Consider the following 19,577-nt stretch of genomic DNA (forward strand, 5'->3'; position numbering starts at 1 on the left):
ACGCGGGGCCCTTCCGTACTCCAGGAGAGTACGAAAGCGCCCCGCGTACTCTTCTCAGGCGTCGATTTTCTCGCGCTCGGGAGTGGGAGCGGCAGGAGGCGTTGGGCTGGGGAGGAAGCGGCGGATCAGCGGGAAGAACACGATCAGCAGCACGATCACGTACACGACGATCGCCATCGGGCTGTTGACCAGACCGGTCAGCGAGCCGTCGGAGAGCTGCAGCGAACGGCGCATCTGCTGTTCCGCGGCCGGGCCGAGGATCACGCCGATGATCGCGGGCAGCACCGGGAGGCCGTAGCGGCGCATCGCGAAGCCCAGCACACCGATCACGAACATCAGCAGCAGGTCGAAGATGTCCGCGTTCACCGCGTACGCACCGACCGACGCGAAGAACAGGATGCCCGCGTAGAGGTACGGCCGCGGGATCCGCAGCAGCTTCGCCCACAACGGCGCCAGCGGCAGGTTCAGCACCAGCAGCAGCGTCAGGCCGATGAACAGCGACGCGATCAACGCCCACACCAGGCCGGCCTCGCGCTGGAACAGCAGCGGGCCCGGCTGGATGCCGTACGTCTGGAACGCCGCGAGCATGACGGCCGCGGTCGCCGTCGTCGGCAGGCCCAGGGTCAGCATCGTGACCAGGGTGCCCGCGGCGGACGCGGAAGCCGTGGACTCCGGGCCCGCGACGCCCTCGATCGCGCCCTTGCCGAACTCGTCCTTGTGCTTGGAGAGCCGCTTCTCCGTCACGTACGACAGGAACGTCGGGATCTCCGCGCCACCGGCCGGGATCGCGCCGAACGGGAAGCCGATCGCCGGCCCGCGCAGCCACGGCTTCCAGGTGCGCTTCAGGTCGGCCTTCGACAGCCACGGACGGCCGACGGGAATCGGCACGAAAGGCTTGCGGCGCAGGTGGGCCGCGACCCACAGGGCCTCACCGACCGCGAACAGCGCCACCGCGACGACGATCACGTCGATGCCGTCGGCCAGGTGCAGCGAGCCGAACGTGAGGCGCTGCTGGCCGGTCATCTCGTCGAGGCCGACCAGCCCGATCGTCAGGCCGATGAGCAACGACGCCACGCCGCGCACTCGCGACGAACCCAGCACCGACGTCACGGCGATGAACGCCAGCACCATGATCGCGAACAGGTCCGGCGCACCGATGTCGACGGCGTGCTTGGCCACGAACGGCGCCAGCAGCACGATCAGCATCGTGCCGATGATGCCGCCGGTGAAGTGGCCGATGGCGGCGGCGGCAAGCGCTTGCGCACCACGTCCCTTGCGGGCCATGGGATTGCCTTCGAACGCGGTGACGACAGCGGCGCTCTCGCCCGGTGTGTTCAGCAGGATCGACGTCGTCGAACCACCGAACATGCCGCCGTAGTAGATGCCCGCGAACATGATGAACGCGCCGGTCGGCTCCATGCCGTAGGTGACGGGCAGCAGCAGTGCCACCGCCATCGCCGGGCCGATGCCCGGCAGGACGCCGATCGCGGTGCCGAGCAGCACGCCGATCGCGGCGAACAGCAGATGTGTCGGCGTCAGCGCGGTCGCGAAGCCGTCGAGCAGTTGTTCCACCTAGAACACCTCCATCAACGGGCCACCGGGGAGCGGGACGCCGAGCAGGTTGTTGAACACCGCGAACGTGAGGATCGACAGGCCGGCCGCGATCAGCGGGTCGCGGACGTACGCCCTGCTGCCGAGCGCGTAGGCGGCGCCCCAGAACAGGATCGCGCCGGAGATCGGGAACCCGACGACGCCGATCAGCGCGGCGTTCGCGAGGAAGGCACCGCACAGCAGCAGAACCGTGCGCCAGTCGGCCGGTTCGGACAGGTCGACGTCCTCGCCGCCCTCGGCCTCGCCGCGGCCGCCGCGCAGCACGTCGCGGGCGAGCATCACGGCGACGACCAGCAGCAGCGACCCGACCAGGATCGGCACCGCCTTCGGGCCGACCGGGCCGCGCTGCGCGAAGTCCGTGGGGATGCGCACGGCGTCGGTCAGCACCAGCACGCCGAGCACGACCAGCAGGGCGCAGATGCCCAGCTCAGAGCGTTCCCGCAACCACGCTTTCGTCGCTGTCATGCCAGCCCCAAGTCCTTGAGCACCGTTGCCACCCGCTTGTTCTCGTTTTCCAGGAAGGTCCTGAACTCGTCTCCCGGTGCGAAGGCGTCCGTCCAGCCGTTGCGCTGCAACGCTTCCGCCCACTGCGACGTCTTGTGGAGCCGCGCGAACACGTCGACCAGCTTGTCGCGGTCGTTCTGCGTGATGCCGGGCGGCGCGACGATCCCGCGCCAGTTGGTGAACTCGACGTCCACACCGGACTCCTTGAGCGTCGGCGCGTCGATGCCCTGGATGCGGTCCTTGCTCGTCACCGCGAGCACCCGCAACGTGCCGGCCTGGATCTGGTCGCGGTACTCGCCGACGCCGGAGACCCCGAACGCGACCTTGCCGCCCAGCACGCTCGCCAGCAGCTCGCCACCGCCGTCGAACGGGATGTAGTTGACCGTCTTGGGCGGCAGGCCCACGGCCTTCGCGATCAGCATCGGCGCCAGGTGGTCGGGCCCGCCCGGTGCCGAACCGCCGCCGACGGTCACGGTGCCGGGGTTGGCCTTCCACGCGTCCACGAGTTGTTGCATCGACGTGTACGGCGAGTCCTTCGCGACCACGACGATGTCCGGTTCCTCGATCAGCTTCGCGATCGGGGTGGTGTCGAGCAGCGAGTTCGGCGACTTGTTCGTGTACACCGCACCCACGACGCCCAGGCCCATCGACATGATCAGCTTGCCGTTGCCGCGCTCGCCGACCGTGCGCCCGAGCCCGACCGTGCCGCCCGCGCCGGGGAGGTTGAACACCTCGGCGTTGCGCAGCAGGTCAGCGTCCTCCATGGCCTTCGCCGCCGTGCGCGCCGTGATGTCGTACCCGCCGCCCGGCTGGTTCGGCACGAGCACGCGCAACGACCGCACCTGGCTGGTCTCGCCGCTGTCCGCACCCGGCGTCAGCAGCGGTGGCACCAGCAGGACGGCGAGCAACGCCGTCGCCACCGCCACCCACACCTTCACCGACACTGTGATCCCCGCCTCTCATCCGCGTGGTTCGACATGTTGCTCTGGTGTAAACCTTGATGTCGCTCTTGCGCTTCTAAGGTTTCTTTCGGTCTTTCTGGTCACGGGAGGTCACATGCGCCGCAGACGTTCCCTGGCCAGCCAGCTTCTCGCATGGCAACTCGTAGTGGTCACCTTGCTACTGTGCGCGGTGGGCGCGCTGACTGTCGTCCAGACGGGCAGCAACTTTCGCTCCAACGAGGAACGCCGGATGCTGTCGGTCGCCGAGACCGTGGCCGCGAACTCGCTGGTCCAGGAGCAGATGGGCAACTGGCGACTGCTCGCCGCGCCCGCCGAGACGGCCCGCAGCCTGTCCGGGGCCTCCTACGTGCTGATCCTCAACGACAAGCGGCTCGTGATCGCCTCGCCGGTCCCCGACCAGATCGGGTCCACTCTGGACACCAGGACCACCGCGCTCGAGGGCAGGTCGTGGACGGGGACGGTCGGCGACTCGATCGAGGCGCACGTGCCGGTGTTCGACCCGGTCAGCCGTCGCGTGAACGGCATGGTGATCGCGGGCGCGCAGGACCAAGGGGTCTTCGCCGGTGTGCTGCAGCAGCCCGTCGACCTGCTGCGCTACCTGGCGATCGCGCTGCTCATCGGCGTCACCGGGTCGTTGCTGCTGGCGCGCCGGGTGAAGAACCAGACGCTCGGGCTGGAGCCGCACGAGATCACCGCGCTGGTCGAGAACCGCGAGGCGTTGCTGCACGGCATCCGCGAGGGTGTCGTCGGCCTCGACGGGCAGAACCGGATCACGCTGGTCAACGACCACGCGCGCGACCTGCTGGCGTTGCCGGAGGACGCGGTCGGCCGCTCGGTCGAGGAGCTGGAGCTCAACGACCGCCTGCGCGACGTGCTGACCGGCCGCGCGACCGGCGTCGACCAGCTGGTGCTGCGCCAGGGCGTCGTGCTGACGTTGAACCGGATGCCGATCGCGGGCGGCGAGGGCGCGGTCGTGACGTTGCGGGACCGCACGGAACTCCTGGCGCTGCAACACGAACTCGACGCGTCACAGCACGCCACGGACACGTTGCGGGCCCAGGCGCACGAGTTCGCGAACCGGCTGCACACGATCGCCGGGCTGATCGCGCTCAAGGAGTACGACGAGGTCACCAACTACATTCACCAGATCAGCTCGGCGCAGGACCAGTGGCGGGCCGAGGTCAGCTCGTCGATCGGCGACCCCGCAGTGGCCGCGCTGCTGATCGCGAAGGCGTCGCTCGCGGCCGAACGCGGCACGGCCCTGCGGATGGGACCGGACAGCGTGCTCGGACGCGTCGACGAGGCGTTGTCGGCGGATCTGGTGATGGTGCTGGGCAATCTCGTCGACAACGCGTTGGACGCGCTGAGCTCGCTCAGCGCGTCGAACGGAGCAGGCAAGTGGATCGAGGTGGGTGTGATGCAGTTGGACGACGAGGTCCAGGTCGTGGTGCGCGACTCCGGTCCCGGTGTGGCACCGGAGCTCGCGGAAGAGGTGTTCCGGCACGGGTTCACGACCAAGGCGGCATCGCACGGTGAACGCGGCCTCGGCCTCGCGTTGATCAGACGGGCCTGTCTGCGCCGCGGCGGTTCGGTGAGCGTGTCGGGCTCGGTCTTCACCGCAAGGCTGCCCTGGTGATCCGCGTGCTGGTCGTCGACGACGACTTCATGGTGGCCAAGGTGCACAGCGGTTACGTCGCCCGCACCGACGGGTTCGAGGTCGTCGGGGTCGCGCACACCGGCGGCGACGCGTTGCGGTTGGTGGCGTCGCTGAAGCCGGACTTGGTGCTGCTCGACATCTACCTGCCGGACCAGAGCGGGCTCGAAGTGCTGAAGTCGTTGCGCGCCAACGAGGACGTGGACGTCATCGTGATCACGGCCGCGACCGACGTGGACACCGTGCGCAGTGCGATGCGCGGTGGCGTGCTGCACTACCTGATCAAGCCGTTCGACTACTCCGCGCTGCGCGACCAGCTCGCGCACTTCGCGTCGTTGCAGGAGAAGCTGCACCGGCTCGACTCGGCGGGGCAGGCGGACGTGGACCAGGTGTTCGGGGCGCGTCCGTCGTCAAAACCGTTGCTGCCCAAGGGGTTGACGCCGGAGACCGCACGGCTCGTGGAGGGCGCGCTGCGGTCGCATCCGGACGGCCTCTCGGCTTCGGAGTGCGCGTCGTCGACCGGCGTCGCGAGGGTGAGTGCGCGGCGGTACCTGGAGCACTTCGTGGCCAACGGACGGGCCGAGGTGCGGTTGCGGTACGGCGGAACCGGTCGCCCGGAACGGATCTACGCGCTAGTCCCAGGAGCCTGAACGACCGCGCTTGGTCTCGGCGCGGCGCTTCTTTCCGGCGATGCGACGTTCCTTCGAGCCCTTCGTGGGCTTGGTCGGCTTGCGCATCGGAGGCGGCGGCGCGGCGGCCGCACGAAGGATCGCGGCGAGCCGTTCCCGTGCGGCGGCGCGGTTCTGCAGCTGCGCGCGGTGCTCGGAGGCCGCGATCGTGAGCACGCCGTCGACCAGCCTGTTCTCCAGGCGGTCGAGCATCCGGCGCTTGAGGTGCTCGGGCACTGACGGCGAGGCAGCCAGGTCGAACGAGAGCTCCACGCGGCTGTCCGCCGTGTTCACTCCCTGCCCGCCCGGCCCACCTGACCTGGAAAAACGTTCGCGCAACTCAGACGCTGGAATCACCAGCGTCCGAGTCACGGTCACGTCGTTCATGCCCCCAAGGCTACGAGGTGATCCCCGGGATTGTCGCGATCTTTATCAGCTCCTCGCGGTCGAGGGCGAGGGTCGGCCGCGACGCCGCTCCGCTGTAGCCGGGGTTGCCCCACGTGCCGTCGTCGAAGACGCCCATGTTGTCGCTGGTGACGGTGACGACCGTGTTGTCGGGGTGCAGGGCGGTGACGTACGTCCTCAGCAGGTCAGGCCGGCCGGGGAACTTGACCTGGTTGATGCCGATCTTGATGCCGTTGCGCTCCACGATCTCGCAGGACGGATCATCGCCGCAGTCGCCGACACCACCTGCGGGGGCGGGCCCGATCGCGATCGTGACACCGCCGACGCCCTGCGCGTCGATCAGCCTGGCCACCGCCCGCCGCAGGTTGTCGGGGGTGTTGGTGTTGGTGCGCGTGAAGAACACGAACGCCTTGGCGTTGATCTCGGGGACGTCGTCGGCGGTCACGCCCGCAGGCAGCTGGTAGGACCTGCGGAACAACTCGGTGAGCTGCGCGTTGCGCTGGGCCACGGGATCCAGCGCGTACCCTCCCGTACTGGTCGCCGTCGGCCGCGGCAGCGCCAGGTAGCCGGCCGTGCCCAGTCCCGCCAGCAGCACGAACGCCATCGCCGTCGCGATCGCCGTGCGCCTGCGGGCGAGCCTCGACTTGCCCTTCCTGATCACCTCGGACGTGTGGATCCGCGACTCCGGCTCGTCCACCAGCAGGTCGCGCAACGCGGCGAGGCCCTTGGCCGCCTGACTCTTCACCGTGCCCTCCGTCCTGCCGAGAATGCGGGCGGTCTCGGTGATGCTCAGGTCCTCCCAGTACCGCAGCACGACGACGGCGCGTTGCCCCGGTGGCAACGCGTCCAGCGCCAGCTTGAGGTCGAGGTCGGACGAGTGGTCGGCGACAGGGCTCTCGGGCACGGCGTCGACGGTCCGTTCGCGGTGGAAGAAGCCGCGGCGGCCGTCGTCGATGGCGGTGCGCACGAGAACCTTGCGCGCGTAGGCGTCCACGCTGTCCCTGCGGACGCGCGACCAGGCCCCGTAGAGCTTGATCAGCGCCGTTTGGACGATGTCCTCGGCGCGGTGCCAGTCGCCGCACAGCAGGAACGCCGTGCGGCGCATGACGAGAGCCCGTGCGTCGACGTACTCCCCGAACTCGCGGTCGCGGTCCAAGTGCCCCTCCTCGGTCGCCGCTTAGTACGCGGCGACCGGGTCAGGAGGTTGCCTCAGAAACGCGGGTGGTCGCCGACGAGCGCGGCGCCGCCCTCCTCGGACTTGGTGACCTCGCCGAGCACCCACGCCGGGACGTGGCGGGCGGTGAGCACGGCCAGGGCGCGGTCGACGTCCTCCGGCGCGACGACGGCGACCATGCCGACGCCCATGTTGAACGCCTTCTCCATCTCCTCGCGCTCCACGCGGCCGCGCTGGGCGATGAGCTGGAAGACCGGCGCGGGCGTCCAGGTGCCGCGGTCGAGCTTGGCGTGCAGGCCCTCCGGCAGGACGCGGGCCAGGTTCGCGGCCAGGCCGCCACCGGTGACGTGCGAGAACCCGCGGACCTCGGTCTCGGCGATCAGCGCGAGGCAGTCCTTGGCGTAGATCTTGGTCGGCTCCAGCATCTCCTCGCCGAGGGTGCGGCCGAACTCCTCGACGTGACCCTCGAGCGGCATGCGCGCGATCTCCAGGAGCACGTGCCTCGCGAGCGAGTAGCCGTTGGAGTGCAGGCCGGACGAGCCCATCGCGATCACGACGTCGCCGTCGCGGACCCGCTCCGGGCCGAGCAGCTTGGAGTGCTCGACCACGCCGACGCCGGTGCCGGAGATGTCGTAGTCGTCGTCGCCCATCAGGCCGGGGTGCTCGGCCGTCTCGCCGCCGAGCAGCGCGCAGCCGGCCTGGACACAGCCCTCGGCGATGCCCTTGACCAGCGCCGCGATCCTGTCGGGGACGACCTTGCCGACCGCGATGTAGTCCTGCACGAACAGCGGCTCGGCACCGCAGACGACCAGGTCGTCCACGATCATGGCGACGAGGTCGATGCCGACGGTGTCGTGCTTGTCGAGCGCCTGCGCGACCGCGATCTTGGTGCCGACGCCGTCCGTGGAGGAGGCGAGGACCGGCTCCTTCCAGCGGTCGAGCTTGAGCTGGAACAGGCCCGCGAACCCACCGATCCCGCCGAGGACCTCGGGACGGTGCGCCTTGGCCGCCCACGGCTTGAGCTTCTCCACCGCCTCGTCACCTGCGGCGATACTGACTCCGGCGGAGGCGTAGGTGGCCTTGGCGCTGTCGGTCACGTCAACTTCTTCCACTTGGATCTTGGGAGCTCAGGGACGACGCAGGGCGTCTTCGGCACCATAGCCGTTGGCCAGGACGGGAGCGGCCGAGCCCGACACGCCCTTGAGGCCTTCGAGCAGGTGCTTGCCGATGAGCGCGTCCTGCGGCAGTTCGATGGGGTACTCGCCGTCGAAGCACGCCGCGCACAGCCGCGTCTTGGGCTGCTCGGTGGCCGCGACGAGCTGCTCGAGCGACACGTACCCGAGCGAGTCGGCACCGACAGACCGCCGGATGCCGTCGTCGTCCAGGCCGTTCGCGATGAGCTCGGCCCGCGAGGCGAAGTCGATGCCGTAGAAGCACGGCCACTTGACGGGCGGCGACGCGATCCGCACGTGGACCTCGAGCGCGCCGGCCTCGCGCAGCATGCGGACGAGCGCGCGCTGGGTGTTGCCGCGCACGATCGAGTCGTCCACCACCACGAGCCGCTTGCCGCGGATGACGTCCCTCAGCGGGTTCAGCTTCAGCCGGATGCCCAGCTGGCGGATGGTCTGCGACGGCTGGATGAACGTCCGGCCGACGTAGGCGTTCTTGACCAGGCCCGACCCGTACGGGATGCCGCTGGCCTGCGCGTACCCGATGGCGGCCGGCGTACCGGACTCGGGCACCGGGATGACCAGGTCGGCCTCGACCGGGTGCTCCTTGGCGAGCCGGCGCCCGATCTCGACGCGCGTGGCGTGAACGCCGCGACCGGAGATCGTCGTGTCCGGACGGGCCAGGTAGACGTACTCGAAGATGCAGCCCTTGGGCTCGGGCGTCGCAAACCGGCTGCTGCGGAGCCCGTCCTCGTCGATCGCGATGAGCTCACCGGGCTCGACCTCGCGCACGAAGCTCGCACCCACGATGTCCAGCGCGGCGGTCTCGCTCGCCACGACCCAGCCCCGTTCGAGGCGGCCGAGCACCAGTGGCCGCACCCCGTGCGGGTCACGCGCCGCGTAGAGGGTGGACTCGTCGCTGAAGGTCAGGCAGTACGCGCCCTTGACCGTCGGAAGGAGCTCCAGCGCGGCCTGCTCGATGCCCTTGTCGGCCGCCGCGTGAGCGAGCAGGCCGCAGAGGATGTCCGAGTCGGTCGTCGCACCGTTGCGCTCGACGATGCCGAGCGCCTTGGCCTTCTCCAGCAGCTCGGCGGTGTTCACCAGGTTGCCGTTGTGACCGAGGCTCAGGCCACTGCCGGCGGCCGTGGTGCGGAACGTGGGCTGCGCGTTCTCCCAGGTCGTGGACCCGGTGGTGGAGTAACGGCAGTGCCCGACGGCCACGTGGCCCTTCAAGCTCTGGAGCACCTGCTCGTCGAAGACCTGGCTGACGAGCCCGAGGTCCTTGAAGACGACGACCTGCGCCCCGTCACCGACAGAGATGCCCGCCGCCTCCTGGCCGCGGTGCTGCAGGGCGTAGAGCCCGTAGTAGGTCAGCTTCGAGACGTCTTCACCGGGAGCCCAGACGCCGAAGACGCCGCACTCCTCACGGGGTTCCTGTTCGGGCTGGGAATGGTCGGCGACCACCGAGTGGCTCCCTCACGAGTGGGGCTGGCTGCATCCCGAGTGTAAGTGGAGCAGGGGGCCAACCACCCCCTCCGAACCCCTGGTGGGGTGACCAAACTCATGCCTTCCGGCACTGAAACAGCTCGGTCTGGATCGAGTTGGTCTGAAGGATGCCGATCGAACGTTGTTTTGCGAGGCAGGTCACCTCGTCGCCGACCTTCACGTCACCGTCGATCTCGGCGGGCTCCACGGCCGTGCCGGTGAAGTTCTGACGGTCGTACGCGCTCTCCGGCAACTCGCCGACCGGGTCCAGCCAGACCCGCACGCGGGGCGGGAGGTAGGAGGGCACAGCGTCGTCTTCGTCGATCTTGGTCACCTTCAGGCGGATCTCCGCCTCCCAGGTGCCGGAACAGCCGACGAGCGCGAGACAGCCCACCAGAACAAGAACGATCTTGCGCATCAAGCCTTCTCACACCACGACAGGTCGGTCTTGATCACACTGGTGATCTGGAAGCGGTCCACGACCTGCGGGCTCACCGTGTCCGGCTCCAGGGCGTCGTCCGGCGCCTCGCCGACCAGCTCGAGCCGCAGCTTCGCGTACTTGCGGTCGTACTTCGGCGCGACCTCGTAGATCTTGTCGACCTTGAACCGGACCTTCTCGTGCCACTCGGCCGCACCACAGCCGCTCAGCACGAGACAGCCCACGAGCACCACAACGATCTTGCGCATCAAGCCTTCTTGCACTCGTCCAGGTAGGTCTGGACGTTCGAGTCCCCGATCGCGCTCCCCTTCTCCTGCCTCGTCGAGCAGACGATCTCGTCGCCGACGACGGCACCCCCGCTGACCTTGCTGGGTTGGAGGAACCGGGGGCTCAGCGAGTCCGATCCCAGAGAACCCCTCGGGGCGTCACCCACCAGCTCGAGCTTGAACATCTCGGTCGGAGTGCTGTTGTCCACCGAGAGGATCTTGTAGCGAACTTCTCCCTGCCAGCTCGCTGCACATCCCGTGAGCAGCAGGCAGCCGAGCAGTGCCGCGGCGAGCTTGCGCATCAGTGCCCCCGTCCGACCTGGAGGACGTCCAGCACGCGCCGGTCGCCGGTCATCTCCTTGAGGTTCATCCGGTTCCAGAGCCAGAAGTAGACGAGCTCGGCCTCACCGATAACCTGCGCGTCGCCGTCCTCTCCAGGAGCGGCGGCACGAACCTCGGGGACCTCACCCGCGACCAGGGAGATCAACCACGACTCCGGCACGTCGGTGGGCCGCACCACGGCGGTGCCGGACACCGTGCTGGGCACGTCGCCGTCGAGCTTGGCCGCGACGATCGTGGTGAGCACCTCGTCCACACCGTCGGCGCAGAGGTCGGCGTCCGTGGCGACGAGCTGCCGGACGACCGTCTGCGCGTCGAACCGGCGCAGCGTCGTCTCGTGGGCGATCCGGCGGTGCCACACCCAGGCGAGGTCCGGCGCTGACGGCGAGAACGTCCACACGGGGCGGTTGCCGGGCACGGCGGTGAGGATCTCTGCGGCAGCAGTGAGCTGGAGGTCGAGGTACTCGAGCGGCGAAAGACCGGTCTGCGGGGCCGGCGGCTGCATCGGGTTGCGGCTGCCTGTGCGCAGGTAGGCGGTGGAGGTCTCGAGGAAGCGCGCGACGTGCACGACGAGGTCCTGAACGGTCCATCCGGGACGCGTCGGCACCGCTGCGGCGGGATCCGCGTCTGCCACTGCCTTGCGGAACATCTCAGCCTGCTCGATGAACACAGCGGTCCACCGCTGGGCCGTCCACCCTGTCTGCACCATGAGCGACATCGTGCCCGAAACGGTCCACGCATGAGTGGGGAACCGGCCATGATGCTTCTGCGTCGCATGGATCAAAGACCAACCAGGGGGTGGCGATGTTCGGCGTTGAGCCCGACCTGCTGCACACCGCGTCCAAGGAGTTCGGCAACGGCTCCGAAGCGGTGCGTGAGGCGGCGGAGATGATCTCGATGCTCAAACTCGATGCCGGAGCGCTCGGCGAGGTCGACGCGGCCGCGGAGTTCGCGGACGCGCTGTCGAAGTTCGTCGGTACGCACTCCCAGGACCTCCAGCGCGGTTCCGCCTGGATCAGCGACGCCGCAGAGGGCCTCAAGTCCAACGCCGACACCTATCAGCGCACCGAGGACGACCACACGTCGATGCTCACGAAGCTCATGCAGGGACTCGGGGACGGCAAATGAGCTACACGGATCCGGAGAACCTGTACGGCAAGCTCGCGTCCGGTGACGCCGGTCGAATCGCCGCCGCCGCCGACCCCATCACGGGTGCGATCAGCGCTGTCGGTCGTGCGGGCGAGTCCGTCGCCAAGGGCGGCAAGAGCGCGGCGAGCACCTGGGTCGGAAACGCCGCCACGAAGTTCACCGCACGCGCGGAACTGTCCGTGAACGCGGCCAAGGCCTCCGTTGAACGACTCGGTGCCGGCGTCGACATCGTCCAAGCCGCATCGCGCGCGTACGGCCAGATGCGCACGGCCGCGGATCAGGCGATCAACGTGTGGCGCAGCCGTCCGCCGGGCATGGACGAGGAACAGACCCGCGCCCTCGCCAACCAGGTCAACGACTCCCTGAACAAGGTGAAGTCGGGCTACGACAACGTCCTGCGCTCCTACGCGGGTGCACTCACCAAGATCCCGCCGGGCTTCGAGGAGTCCGCACGCACGGACGGCGGCTGGGACCGCGCGGCGCAGCGTGCGGGCGCTGGTGGGGCATTGCCACCGGTGCCGCCTCCGGGAAGCGACCCCAAGGTGGTCGCGGACTGGTGGAAGTCGCTCAGCAAGGAGCAACAGGACGCGCTGCAAGCCACCAAGTACCAGGAGCTCGGCCAGCTGCGCGGCCTGCCGGCCGATGTGCTGGACAAGGCCAACCGCCGACGCATCGACGAGGACGCCGGCCGGTTCGAGCAGCAGCAGAAGCAGTTGCGGCAGGAGCTCGCCGACCGCGCGCGCGAACTGGGCGTGGACCCGAACTCGCCGGAAGGCCAGCGGGCACTGCGCAACGACCCGCAGGGCTCGCAGCTGATGTCGCAGTACGACGAGGCCACCCGCCGTCACAACAACGCAGTTCAGGCGCAGGGTGCCGTGGCTGAGGCCAGCAGGCTGGGCGACGAGAGCGGCAAGAAGCCGTACGTCCTGTACTGGAGTCCTGATGGTCCCGGCGCCAAGGAAGGCGCCATGGCGATCGCGTACGGCAACCCGGACACCGCGAAGAACCTCGCTGTCTGTGTTCCGGGCACGACCTCCAACATCGGCAGCTTCAGCCAGTCGCAGGCCGCGAACCTCAGTCAGGCCATGGGGCCGGACGGTGCGGCGATCCAGTGGCTCGGGTACGACGCTCCGGCCGCGGCGCTCGGCCAGGTCAACGACCCGGCGCAGGCGATCGAGGGTGGCCAGATCCTCGCGAAGGACGTCGAGGGTTACCGCGTCGCCAACCCCAACGCGCACGTCACCGTCATCGGGCACAGCTACGGCAGCACGGTCGTCGGCTACTCGGCGATGGACAACGGTCTGAAGGCCGACGACATCGCGTTCGTCGGCTCTCCCGGTGTCGGTGCGTCCAACGTGAACCAGCTGGGGCCGGGCGCTGGGCACGTGTACGTCGGTGGCACCGAGCACGATCCGGTCATCCAGGGCACGAGTGGCGACTGGTTCACCAAGGACGGGTCGTCGACCGGGCCGTACGACGCCTCGTTCGGCGCGAAGCAGTTCGGCACCTCCGGCGAGTCCTGGGTCGGGCACGCGCACTCCGCCTACTACGACAAGGGTTCCGAGTCGTTGGGCAACCTGGCCAAGATCGCGACCGGGCACGGCGGTGACGTCACCGAGCAGCGGTGGCAGGACTCGCCCACGCCGGTCGAGGTGCCGGGTTCCGACCTGCCCGGTGTGGGCCCGGTCATCGACTGGGGTGTCAACACCGGCAAGGAGGTCGTCGACATGGGCGAGGACGTCTGGCGCGGTGGCGGCCAGGTCGTCGACGACATCTCCCAGGGCAACTGGGGAGACGCCGGTCGCCACGCGGTGGGCACCGCGGGCGAGGTGGCGAGCGATGCCGCCGACGTCGTCGTCGACACGCTGGGCAACGTCGGTGAGCTGGGCCGGGACGCCGTCGAGGGTGTCGGCGGCGCGGTGAAGAAGATCGGCTCCTGGTTCTAGAAACGCACCACCGGCAGCAGGTGGGAGAGGTCGGCTCGGGTCCCGGACGCGGTGACCCGAGCACCGTCCAGGGCGTCGGTCCACGCCAGGTCGCCGGTCGCCAGTTCCAGCCATGTGCGCGGGTCGGTCTCCACCACGTTCGGGGGTGTGCCTCGGGTGTGGCGCGGGCCCTCGACGCACTGCACCGCGGCGAACGGAGGGACGCGGACCTCGACGCTGCGGCCGGGGGCGAGGGTTTCCAGGGTGCGCAGGCTCAGGCGGACCGCGGCGGCCAGCACTGGGCGTTCTGGCTGGTCAGCTTCGCCTCGCAGCCACGGGAGCACGGCCTGCACGGCGGCTCGCATCTCGGCTGGGTCGACGGCTTTGGCTGGCACGTCGCCCACATTAGCGAAGGTGCAGCGGTGCTCTCCCGGCTGTTGGTATATGTGGGCGCGTGATCAGGAACTTCGCCGTCGTCGGTCCGGGGCAGGCGACCAGGGAGCGGTTGACGGCGGCACTCGCGGCCGCACCGGACATGGCCGTCTACCGGATCGGGCGGGGTGCGGACCCGTTGCCCGTCTCGGCGACGTTCGACCCCGCTGACCAGCCAGGGTGCCGGAGTCTGCTCGACTGGTTCGAGCGAGGTGCGCCGTCCGGGGCCGTGCTGCTGGTGGACGACTGGGCGTTGTGCTTCGAGCAGGACCCCGAGCTGGTCAGGACCGTCGAGTGGGTCGCGGCGTTCGGGCCCGCGCGGGGCGTGCAGGTCGTCGTCACGGCGCGGAAGTGGGCGGATCTGCCCGAACGGTTGCGGCGGCACCTGCACGGCGAGCCGACGGACTTCCTCGCGCTGCACGGGATCCAGGCCGATCTCAGCGACATGTGGCAGCGCGACGACTTCAGGGCGGCCGCCGGGGTCGACGACCGCGGCTGGCCGGTGCACCTCCAGCTCGAGATCGGTGGCGCCGTGCACCGCGGAAGCGCGGACCAGCTGCTGAGCGCGCTGCTCGGGCTGATGGCCACGCACTCGGCCGAGCACCTGCAGTTCCTCTTCGTCGACGGCACCGGCAGCGGGATCTTCGAACCGCTGAGCTTCGCGTCGCAGGTCGCGTACACGTTGACGCCCGCCGCGGACGACGCGACGGTACTGCGGTTGCTGGACGCGCTGGCGGGCGAACTCGGCCGGCGCCAGGAGATCCTGCACAAGGCCGGCAACTTCAGGAACCTCGCCGACTACCGCGAGGCCGTGCGCAACGGTGCTCCGCTCGACCCGATCGCCGACCTGCTGATCTGCGTCGACGGCGCAGCGGCCTTGTTCGAACGGGAACCGTTGTTCCACGAGCACGTGGTGATGATGATGCGCGCCGGACGGACGCTGGGCCTGCACGTCCTGTACTCCGGCGGCGTACCGGAAACCCCTTACGAGCTACCGGAATGGCCGCTCGCCGTCCCGACCTACGACCTGGTCGAGATGCTGGAGCTGCTGCCGCACGCGCCCGGCGCCGGAACCGCCCACGAGATCATGCTTCCGCCGCTCGGCCACGACGGAAAGCCGCTGACGCTCGACATGCTGCCGCCGGGCGCGCTCGGCGTGGTCGACAAGCCCTACGAGCACCGCAGGGACGTCCTCGTCCCGGCCTTCACGACGGAACTGCGGCACGGCGCCATCGTCGGCGCGCCCGGCACCGGCAAGTCCACGACGCTGCGCACGCTCGCCACGGTCCTCGGCGACCTGAGCGCCTACCAGCTGCTCGACGGGCCCGGCGAACCTCTTGACCCGCAACGGCACATCGTCGTCACCGCCCGCACGTGGGACCAGGTGCCGCCGTTCATCAGGGACAGCCTGGCGTTCGGCATCGAGCTGCGCCTGGACGACCCGAACACGTCGCTGATCAACCCCCGCAGCGCCGCGCACGTGCCCATCCTGCCGGGCATCGGGTTGTCCGTGCGCGACAAGGCCGCCGTCCAGATCGCTCTCCCGTGAACCAGCAGATCTACCGCATCGGCCGAGGCACGCCTCCTACCCCGGTCAACCGCTCGTTCGAACCCGACGACCAGCGTCGCTGCCAGAACCTGCTGGCGTGGTTCGAACGCGGCGCGGAACCCGGCGCGACGCTGCTCATCGACGACTGGAAGCTGTGCGCGGCAAGCGATCCCGGCCTCGCCGAGTCGGTCAGGTGGATCGCCGCCACGGCACGCGGCGTCGAGGTCGTCATCACCGCCGGCACACCGGACGACGTGCCGGAGCGGCTGCGACCGTTGGTACGACTGGACTTCCTGGCGATGCACGGCCTGAGCACCTTCACCAAGGCCGAAGCCTGGAAGGGCGTGTGGGACCAGGTTCCGATCGGTGCCGGCGCCGTCGTCGAGCTCACGCACCTCCCGGACGGGCAGTACCGCACAGGACGTCATCTTCACACCACCACACGGGAAACGTTCCGCAGCCTGCTGCTCGGCCTGATGACCACGCACTCGCCGAAGCTGTTCCAGGCGGTGTTCATCGACGCGCACGACTCGGACACGTTCGCCGGGCTCGACGCGGCACCACACGTGCACGCGCATCATCGAGGCGCGGCAAGCAATCCCGGGCAGATCACCGAGTGGCTGCTGGCCGAGTCGGAACGCCGCCTCGAACTGGTCGGCAACACCTGGACGATCTTCCACCACCGCGGCTTCGACCAGGTGCTCCCGCAGCTCCTGATCTGCGTCACCGGCCTGGACGAGATCCCAGGCCTCGCCGCCACCTTGGCGACCATCGCCCCGGACGTCGGCAAGTCCGGCATGCAGCTGCTGCTCGACCGCCCGCACGAACTCGCACCGCACCGGGTGCCCGAGTGCACCGTGCCCGCGGACCTCGACGACGTGGCCAGGTCGCTGCCACCACTGATGCACAAGGCCGAACCCGTGCCCGGCTTCTTCGCGCTGCACGGGGTTTCCGGCGAATTCAACCGGCAGCGCTCCTGGCGGATGCGCCCGATCCGCGAGCAGTACCGCGTCGCTCTGGGCACCGACGAGCACGCGCAGCCGATCGAGATCGACATCAAGACCGGCAGCCTGCAGGACGGGATGGGACCGCACGGCGAGGTGATCGCACCTGCCGACCGCCGCCCGGAGCTCCTCCGCGCGATGCTGCTCAGCCAGACGCTGTGGCACTCACCGGACGACCTCCAGCTGATCCTCATCGACTTCCACGGCACGGGGGTGTTCGCCGGGATCGACAACGCACCACACGTCTACGGGTACTACCGCGGCATGCGTCCGGTGATCGCCGACCGGGTCCTCGAAGCGTTGCAGGGCGAGCAGGAACGGCGAGCCCGGATGCTCACCTCCGGCCACCACAAAACGACCTGGGACTACCGCAGAGCGCGCTACAACGGCGCGCCGCTCGACCCGTTGCCCGAAGTCCTCGTCTGCGTCGACGGCGTGCGAGGGCTGGTTGAGGAGCATCCGGAGTTCCTCAAGGTGCTGATGACCTTCGGACGGCTGGGACGCAGCTACGGCCAGCACCTCCTGTTGTCGGACTCGACCCAGGTCGACGAGCTGAAGAGCTACATCGGGTACCGCTTCGAGCTCACCGACGAAGGGTGGTCGCGGCGCATCAGCAAGTCCGCGGAAACGTTCACGCTCCCAGCAGGTCTCGACGAGGTCGTCCGGTCACTACCGCGCGCGATGCAGAAGGTCGAACCGCTGCACGACCAGCTCCTGCCACCGCCGTTGCACGAGTGGTCCGCGCTCACGCTCGACCAGCTCGGCACACACGAACGCGCGATGCCCGTCGGCATGCGGGACGTCCCGTTCGAGCACCGCGTCGACGTGTTCTGGGCCGACTTCTCGCGAGGCGGGCACGGTGCGATCGTCGGCAAACCGGGCTCCGGCCGCACCACGGCGATGCGGACGCTGACCGAGTCGATCACCAGAACCTTCGGCTCCACCAACGGTTTCCACCTCCAGGACGGCCCGCTGGCAGGCCGCCCGGACGCGCAGCACGTGGTCGTCACCGCGTCGTCGTGGGCCGAGGTGCCGCAGTTCGTCAGGGACGACCTCGCGTGGGGCGTCGAGCTCAAGCTCGCGGACCCGTCCTGGTCGATCGTGGACGAACGCCGGCAGGCGAACCTCCCCGACCGACCGGGCACGGGCCTCTGCGTGCACCTCAAGCAGCAGGTGCGGATCGCCACCTCATGAACGCCGCAACTTCCGTTGGGCGTCGTAGAGGTTCCGCGGAGTCACGTCCGTGGTGCCGTACAGCTCCAGCCGGGAGTTCAGCTCTCCGGTGAAGTCCGGTTTGTCGATCTGACCGAAGTCGCGGACCTCGGAGATCGCGACCGTGGCGCTGCACGGTGCCACCTGGTCGATGCGGACGTTGCCGGCGCGCTGGTTCACCACCGTGACGTTCCAGTGCGCGAAACGGGCTCCGTACAACGGACCCGCGTTCGCGCTACCGCCGTGCGCACCGACGTTGTTGATGGTGATCTCGGTGCGGACGTTGGCGAACGGCAGTCCGCGGTGGGTGTCGAAGACGTCGTGGTCCATGCGGCCGCGCGTCCAGACGTTGCCGCACGACAGGCCTTCGACGTTCAGGCCGTGGTTGCCCGCACCCGCCTGGGACGGCTCGGACGGCGCCTCGATCACGAAGCCGTCGGTGAGGTTGTCGTGGGACTGCTCGCGCGTGGCGTACGCGTGGTGGTGCCCGCGGCCGGAGACACGGGTGTTCAGCAGCGAGATCCCCTTGGAAGACACCAGCAGGAAGCCGTTGTCGACGTCCTGGACGTGCACGTCGTCGGCCCAGCAGTCCCACGCGCACTGGAACGCCAGACCGTTGTACCCCTTGTCCTGCAGGTGCTTCGGGGTCGGCACCTTGAACATCTCGATCTTGATGCCCTCGACACCCGCACCGGTGACGACCGGCGCCATCGTGGTCAGGCGCGGCTTCCACTCCGGGCGGATCTCCAGCGGCAACGGCTGCGCGAGCTTCACCCTGTTGCCGCGCACCCACTCCACGCGCACCGGCCACAGGAACGGGAAGTACGACAGGAGCTTGTCCTTGTCGTCCCACCTGTACGTCGCCGTACCGGGAACGTCACCGCACATGTGTTTCGGCAGCGAGTACTTGTCGTCGTCCAGCCGCAGCAGCACGCGCTGACCGGCTCGCAGGCTCCGTCCGTTCTCGACGGTCACGACGAACGAACCCCGTGCCGCAGCACCGGAAACGGCCGTGAGCGTCTCACCGGCCTCCAGCTCGTTCCCGGTCCAGCCCTCGAACGGCCACTTGTGCGCCTTGATCGCGTCGACCAACGGCCGGTAGCGGTCGCGGTGGCACACCCACACCAGCCCGCCGGACCAGCTCCACGCCGAGTTCTCCGAGCCGTACCGGCTGCGGTTGATGCCGACGATCTCCTCCAGCGACCGGGTCGCGTAGAAGGTCGTCTTCGCACTGCCCGCACCGCGCAGCACCACGTTGTCGTAGCCGATGCGGATGATGTCGTCGATCCGGTAGCGGCCCGGCGGCACGAAGACGGTGCCACCACCGAGCTTGCCGACGAACTCGACGGCCTTGTTGATCGCGGCGGACGCGCCGGCCGAGCCGTCCCTGCGCGCACCGAAGAACAGCACGTTCGCCAGAACGGGCCGGCGACCGGGACGCTCACCGGTCCGGTAGCCGGCGTACGCGACGTTCGGAATCTGCGGGTGGTTGTAGGGGTTCGCCACGAACTCCTGCCACAGCGAGGCGGAGGACGCTGCCGAGGCAGTCCCCGTCATCGCTGACGTCCCGACCAGCGCAACCCCTGTAGCCAGCAGGAATCGCCGTCTGTCGATGTTCATTTCGCCGTCT

19 protein-coding genes are annotated in these 19,577 nt (G+C 69.2%); 6 read left to right on the forward strand and 13 right to left on the reverse strand.

What is annotated here, in order from left to right:
* Positions 1-54: 54 nt before the first annotated feature.
* Genes ACFOWZ_RS12845 through ACFOWZ_RS12855 form a run of 3 tightly spaced genes read right to left on the reverse strand, consistent with a single transcriptional unit; the run spans position 55 to position 3,041 of the window.
* Positions 55-1,572 (reverse strand): tripartite tricarboxylate transporter permease, encoded by a 1,518-nt coding sequence (locus tag ACFOWZ_RS12845; RefSeq protein ID WP_382372097.1) that lies wholly within the window; start codon positions 1,570-1,572, stop codon positions 55-57.
* Positions 1,573-2,076: a tripartite tricarboxylate transporter TctB family protein gene (locus ACFOWZ_RS12850; RefSeq protein WP_030471677.1), complete on the reverse strand. Its 504-nt coding sequence runs from the start codon at positions 2,074-2,076 to the stop codon at positions 1,573-1,575.
* Positions 2,073-3,041 carry a Bug family tripartite tricarboxylate transporter substrate binding protein gene (locus ACFOWZ_RS12855; protein WP_382372668.1) on the reverse strand — a complete coding sequence of 323 codons (969 nt, stop codon included), beginning with the start codon at positions 3,039-3,041 and terminating at the stop codon, positions 2,073-2,075. The genes ACFOWZ_RS12850 and ACFOWZ_RS12855 overlap by 4 nt, the downstream gene beginning before the upstream one ends.
* Positions 3,042-3,171: 130 nt before the next feature.
* Between ACFOWZ_RS12855 and ACFOWZ_RS12860 the strand changes: the two genes are divergently transcribed.
* Together ACFOWZ_RS12860 and ACFOWZ_RS12865 are read left to right on the forward strand one after the other, a co-directional pair.
* On the forward strand, positions 3,172-4,713 hold the full coding sequence (locus tag ACFOWZ_RS12860) for a sensor histidine kinase (protein ID WP_382372098.1): 1,542 nt from the start codon (positions 3,172-3,174) through the stop codon (positions 4,711-4,713).
* Entirely contained in the window at positions 4,710-5,381 is a 672-nt protein-coding gene (locus tag ACFOWZ_RS12865) for a response regulator (RefSeq protein WP_382372099.1), read from the forward strand. Before ACFOWZ_RS12860 ends, ACFOWZ_RS12865 begins: the two co-directional genes overlap by 4 nt.
* On the opposite strand, the gene arfB is transcribed toward ACFOWZ_RS12865, so the two are convergent.
* From arfB to ACFOWZ_RS12905, 8 genes are all read right to left on the reverse strand, one after another.
* Positions 5,364-5,786 carry an alternative ribosome rescue aminoacyl-tRNA hydrolase ArfB gene (arfB, locus tag ACFOWZ_RS12870; RefSeq protein ID WP_382372100.1) on the reverse strand — a complete coding sequence of 141 codons (423 nt, stop codon included), beginning with the start codon at positions 5,784-5,786 and terminating at the stop codon, positions 5,364-5,366. The genes ACFOWZ_RS12865 and arfB overlap by 18 nt on opposite strands.
* Before the next feature lie 10 nt (positions 5,787-5,796).
* Positions 5,797-6,960 (reverse strand): SigE family RNA polymerase sigma factor, encoded by a 1,164-nt coding sequence (locus ACFOWZ_RS12875; protein ID WP_382372101.1) that lies wholly within the window; start codon positions 6,958-6,960, stop codon positions 5,797-5,799.
* A 53-nt stretch (positions 6,961-7,013) separates the two neighbouring features.
* On the reverse strand, positions 7,014-8,075 hold the full coding sequence (purM, locus tag ACFOWZ_RS12880; protein WP_382372102.1) for a phosphoribosylformylglycinamidine cyclo-ligase: 1,062 nt from the start codon (positions 8,073-8,075) through the stop codon (positions 7,014-7,016).
* 30 nt (positions 8,076-8,105) lie between these two features.
* A complete protein-coding gene (gene purF, locus ACFOWZ_RS12885) occupies positions 8,106-9,611 on the reverse strand; it encodes an amidophosphoribosyltransferase (RefSeq protein ID WP_382372103.1) in 1,506 nt (501 codons plus the stop codon).
* 97 nt (positions 9,612-9,708) lie between these two features.
* On the reverse strand, positions 9,709-10,050 hold the full coding sequence (locus ACFOWZ_RS12890) for a hypothetical protein (protein WP_382372104.1): 342 nt from the start codon (positions 10,048-10,050) through the stop codon (positions 9,709-9,711).
* Positions 10,050-10,319 carry a hypothetical protein gene (locus ACFOWZ_RS12895; protein WP_382372105.1) on the reverse strand — a complete coding sequence of 90 codons (270 nt, stop codon included), beginning with the start codon at positions 10,317-10,319 and terminating at the stop codon, positions 10,050-10,052. Before ACFOWZ_RS12895 ends, ACFOWZ_RS12890 begins: the two co-directional genes overlap by 1 nt.
* A complete protein-coding gene (locus ACFOWZ_RS12900) occupies positions 10,319-10,639 on the reverse strand; it encodes a hypothetical protein (protein ID WP_382372106.1) in 321 nt (106 codons plus the stop codon). The genes ACFOWZ_RS12895 and ACFOWZ_RS12900 overlap by 1 nt, the downstream gene beginning before the upstream one ends.
* A complete protein-coding gene (locus tag ACFOWZ_RS12905) occupies positions 10,639-11,385 on the reverse strand; it encodes a maleylpyruvate isomerase N-terminal domain-containing protein (RefSeq protein WP_382372107.1) in 747 nt (248 codons plus the stop codon). Before ACFOWZ_RS12905 ends, ACFOWZ_RS12900 begins: the two co-directional genes overlap by 1 nt.
* Before the next feature lie 95 nt (positions 11,386-11,480).
* Between ACFOWZ_RS12905 and ACFOWZ_RS12910 the strand changes: the two genes are divergently transcribed.
* Both ACFOWZ_RS12910 and ACFOWZ_RS12915 read left to right on the forward strand, forming a co-directional pair.
* The gene (locus tag ACFOWZ_RS12910) at positions 11,481-11,804 is read left to right on the forward strand and encodes a hypothetical protein (RefSeq protein WP_382372108.1); all 324 of its coding nucleotides are present in this window, start codon (positions 11,481-11,483) and stop codon (positions 11,802-11,804) included.
* Positions 11,801-13,771 carry an alpha/beta hydrolase gene (locus ACFOWZ_RS12915; RefSeq protein WP_382372109.1) on the forward strand — a complete coding sequence of 657 codons (1,971 nt, stop codon included), beginning with the start codon at positions 11,801-11,803 and terminating at the stop codon, positions 13,769-13,771. Before ACFOWZ_RS12910 ends, ACFOWZ_RS12915 begins: the two co-directional genes overlap by 4 nt.
* Here the strand turns inward: ACFOWZ_RS12915 and ACFOWZ_RS12920 are convergent.
* The gene (locus ACFOWZ_RS12920; protein ID WP_030471663.1) at positions 13,768-14,115 is read right to left on the reverse strand and encodes a sterol carrier family protein; all 348 of its coding nucleotides are present in this window, start codon (positions 14,113-14,115) and stop codon (positions 13,768-13,770) included. The two genes, ACFOWZ_RS12915 and ACFOWZ_RS12920, sit on opposite strands and share 4 nt — an antisense overlap.
* A gap of 89 nt (positions 14,116-14,204) precedes the next feature.
* On the opposite strand from ACFOWZ_RS12920, the gene ACFOWZ_RS12925 reads away from it, so the two are divergent.
* Complete coding sequence (locus ACFOWZ_RS12925) at positions 14,205-15,731, forward strand: FtsK/SpoIIIE domain-containing protein (RefSeq protein WP_382372110.1); 1,527 nt, start codon at positions 14,205-14,207, stop codon at positions 15,729-15,731.
* Positions 15,728-17,929: an FtsK/SpoIIIE domain-containing protein gene (locus ACFOWZ_RS12930; protein WP_382372111.1), complete on the forward strand. Its 2,202-nt coding sequence runs from the start codon at positions 15,728-15,730 to the stop codon at positions 17,927-17,929. Before ACFOWZ_RS12925 ends, ACFOWZ_RS12930 begins: the two co-directional genes overlap by 4 nt.
* Here the strand turns inward: ACFOWZ_RS12930 and ACFOWZ_RS12935 are convergent.
* Entirely contained in the window at positions 17,924-19,504 is a 1,581-nt protein-coding gene (locus tag ACFOWZ_RS12935) for a glycosyl hydrolase family 28-related protein (RefSeq protein WP_382372112.1), read from the reverse strand. The two genes, ACFOWZ_RS12930 and ACFOWZ_RS12935, sit on opposite strands and share 6 nt — an antisense overlap.
* Positions 19,505-19,577 lie beyond the last annotated feature (73 nt).

Source organism: Lentzea rhizosphaerae (assembly GCF_042649515.1).
In the GTDB taxonomy this organism is placed as follows: Bacteria; Actinomycetota; Actinomycetes; order Mycobacteriales; family Pseudonocardiaceae; genus Lentzea; species Lentzea aerocolonigenes.

Coding starts and splice junctions, on each gene's coding strand:
- ACFOWZ_RS12850 (WP_030471677.1), bottom strand. CDS start 2,076: ATGACAGCGACGAAAGCGTGGTTGCGGGAACGCTCTGAGCTGGGCATC.
- ACFOWZ_RS12860 (WP_382372098.1), top strand. CDS start 3,172: ATGCGCCGCAGACGTTCCCTGGCCAGCCAGCTTCTCGCATGGCAACTC.
- arfB (WP_382372100.1), bottom strand. CDS start 5,786: ATGAACGACGTGACCGTGACTCGGACGCTGGTGATTCCAGCGTCTGAG.
- ACFOWZ_RS12890 (WP_382372104.1), bottom strand. CDS start 10,050: ATGCGCAAGATCGTTCTTGTTCTGGTGGGCTGTCTCGCGCTCGTCGGC.
- ACFOWZ_RS12895 (WP_382372105.1), bottom strand. CDS start 10,319: ATGCGCAAGATCGTTGTGGTGCTCGTGGGCTGTCTCGTGCTGAGCGGC.
- ACFOWZ_RS12900 (WP_382372106.1), bottom strand. CDS start 10,639: ATGCGCAAGCTCGCCGCGGCACTGCTCGGCTGCCTGCTGCTCACGGGA.
- ACFOWZ_RS12905 (WP_382372107.1), bottom strand. CDS start 11,385: ATGGTGCAGACAGGGTGGACGGCCCAGCGGTGGACCGCTGTGTTCATC.
- ACFOWZ_RS12910 (WP_382372108.1), top strand. CDS start 11,481: ATGTTCGGCGTTGAGCCCGACCTGCTGCACACCGCGTCCAAGGAGTTC.
- ACFOWZ_RS12915 (WP_382372109.1), top strand. CDS start 11,801: ATGAGCTACACGGATCCGGAGAACCTGTACGGCAAGCTCGCGTCCGGT.
- ACFOWZ_RS12920 (WP_030471663.1), bottom strand. CDS start 14,115: ATGCGAGCCGCCGTGCAGGCCGTGCTCCCGTGGCTGCGAGGCGAAGCT.
- ACFOWZ_RS12935 (WP_382372112.1), bottom strand. CDS start 19,504: ATGACGGGGACTGCCTCGGCAGCGTCCTCCGCCTCGCTGTGGCAGGAG.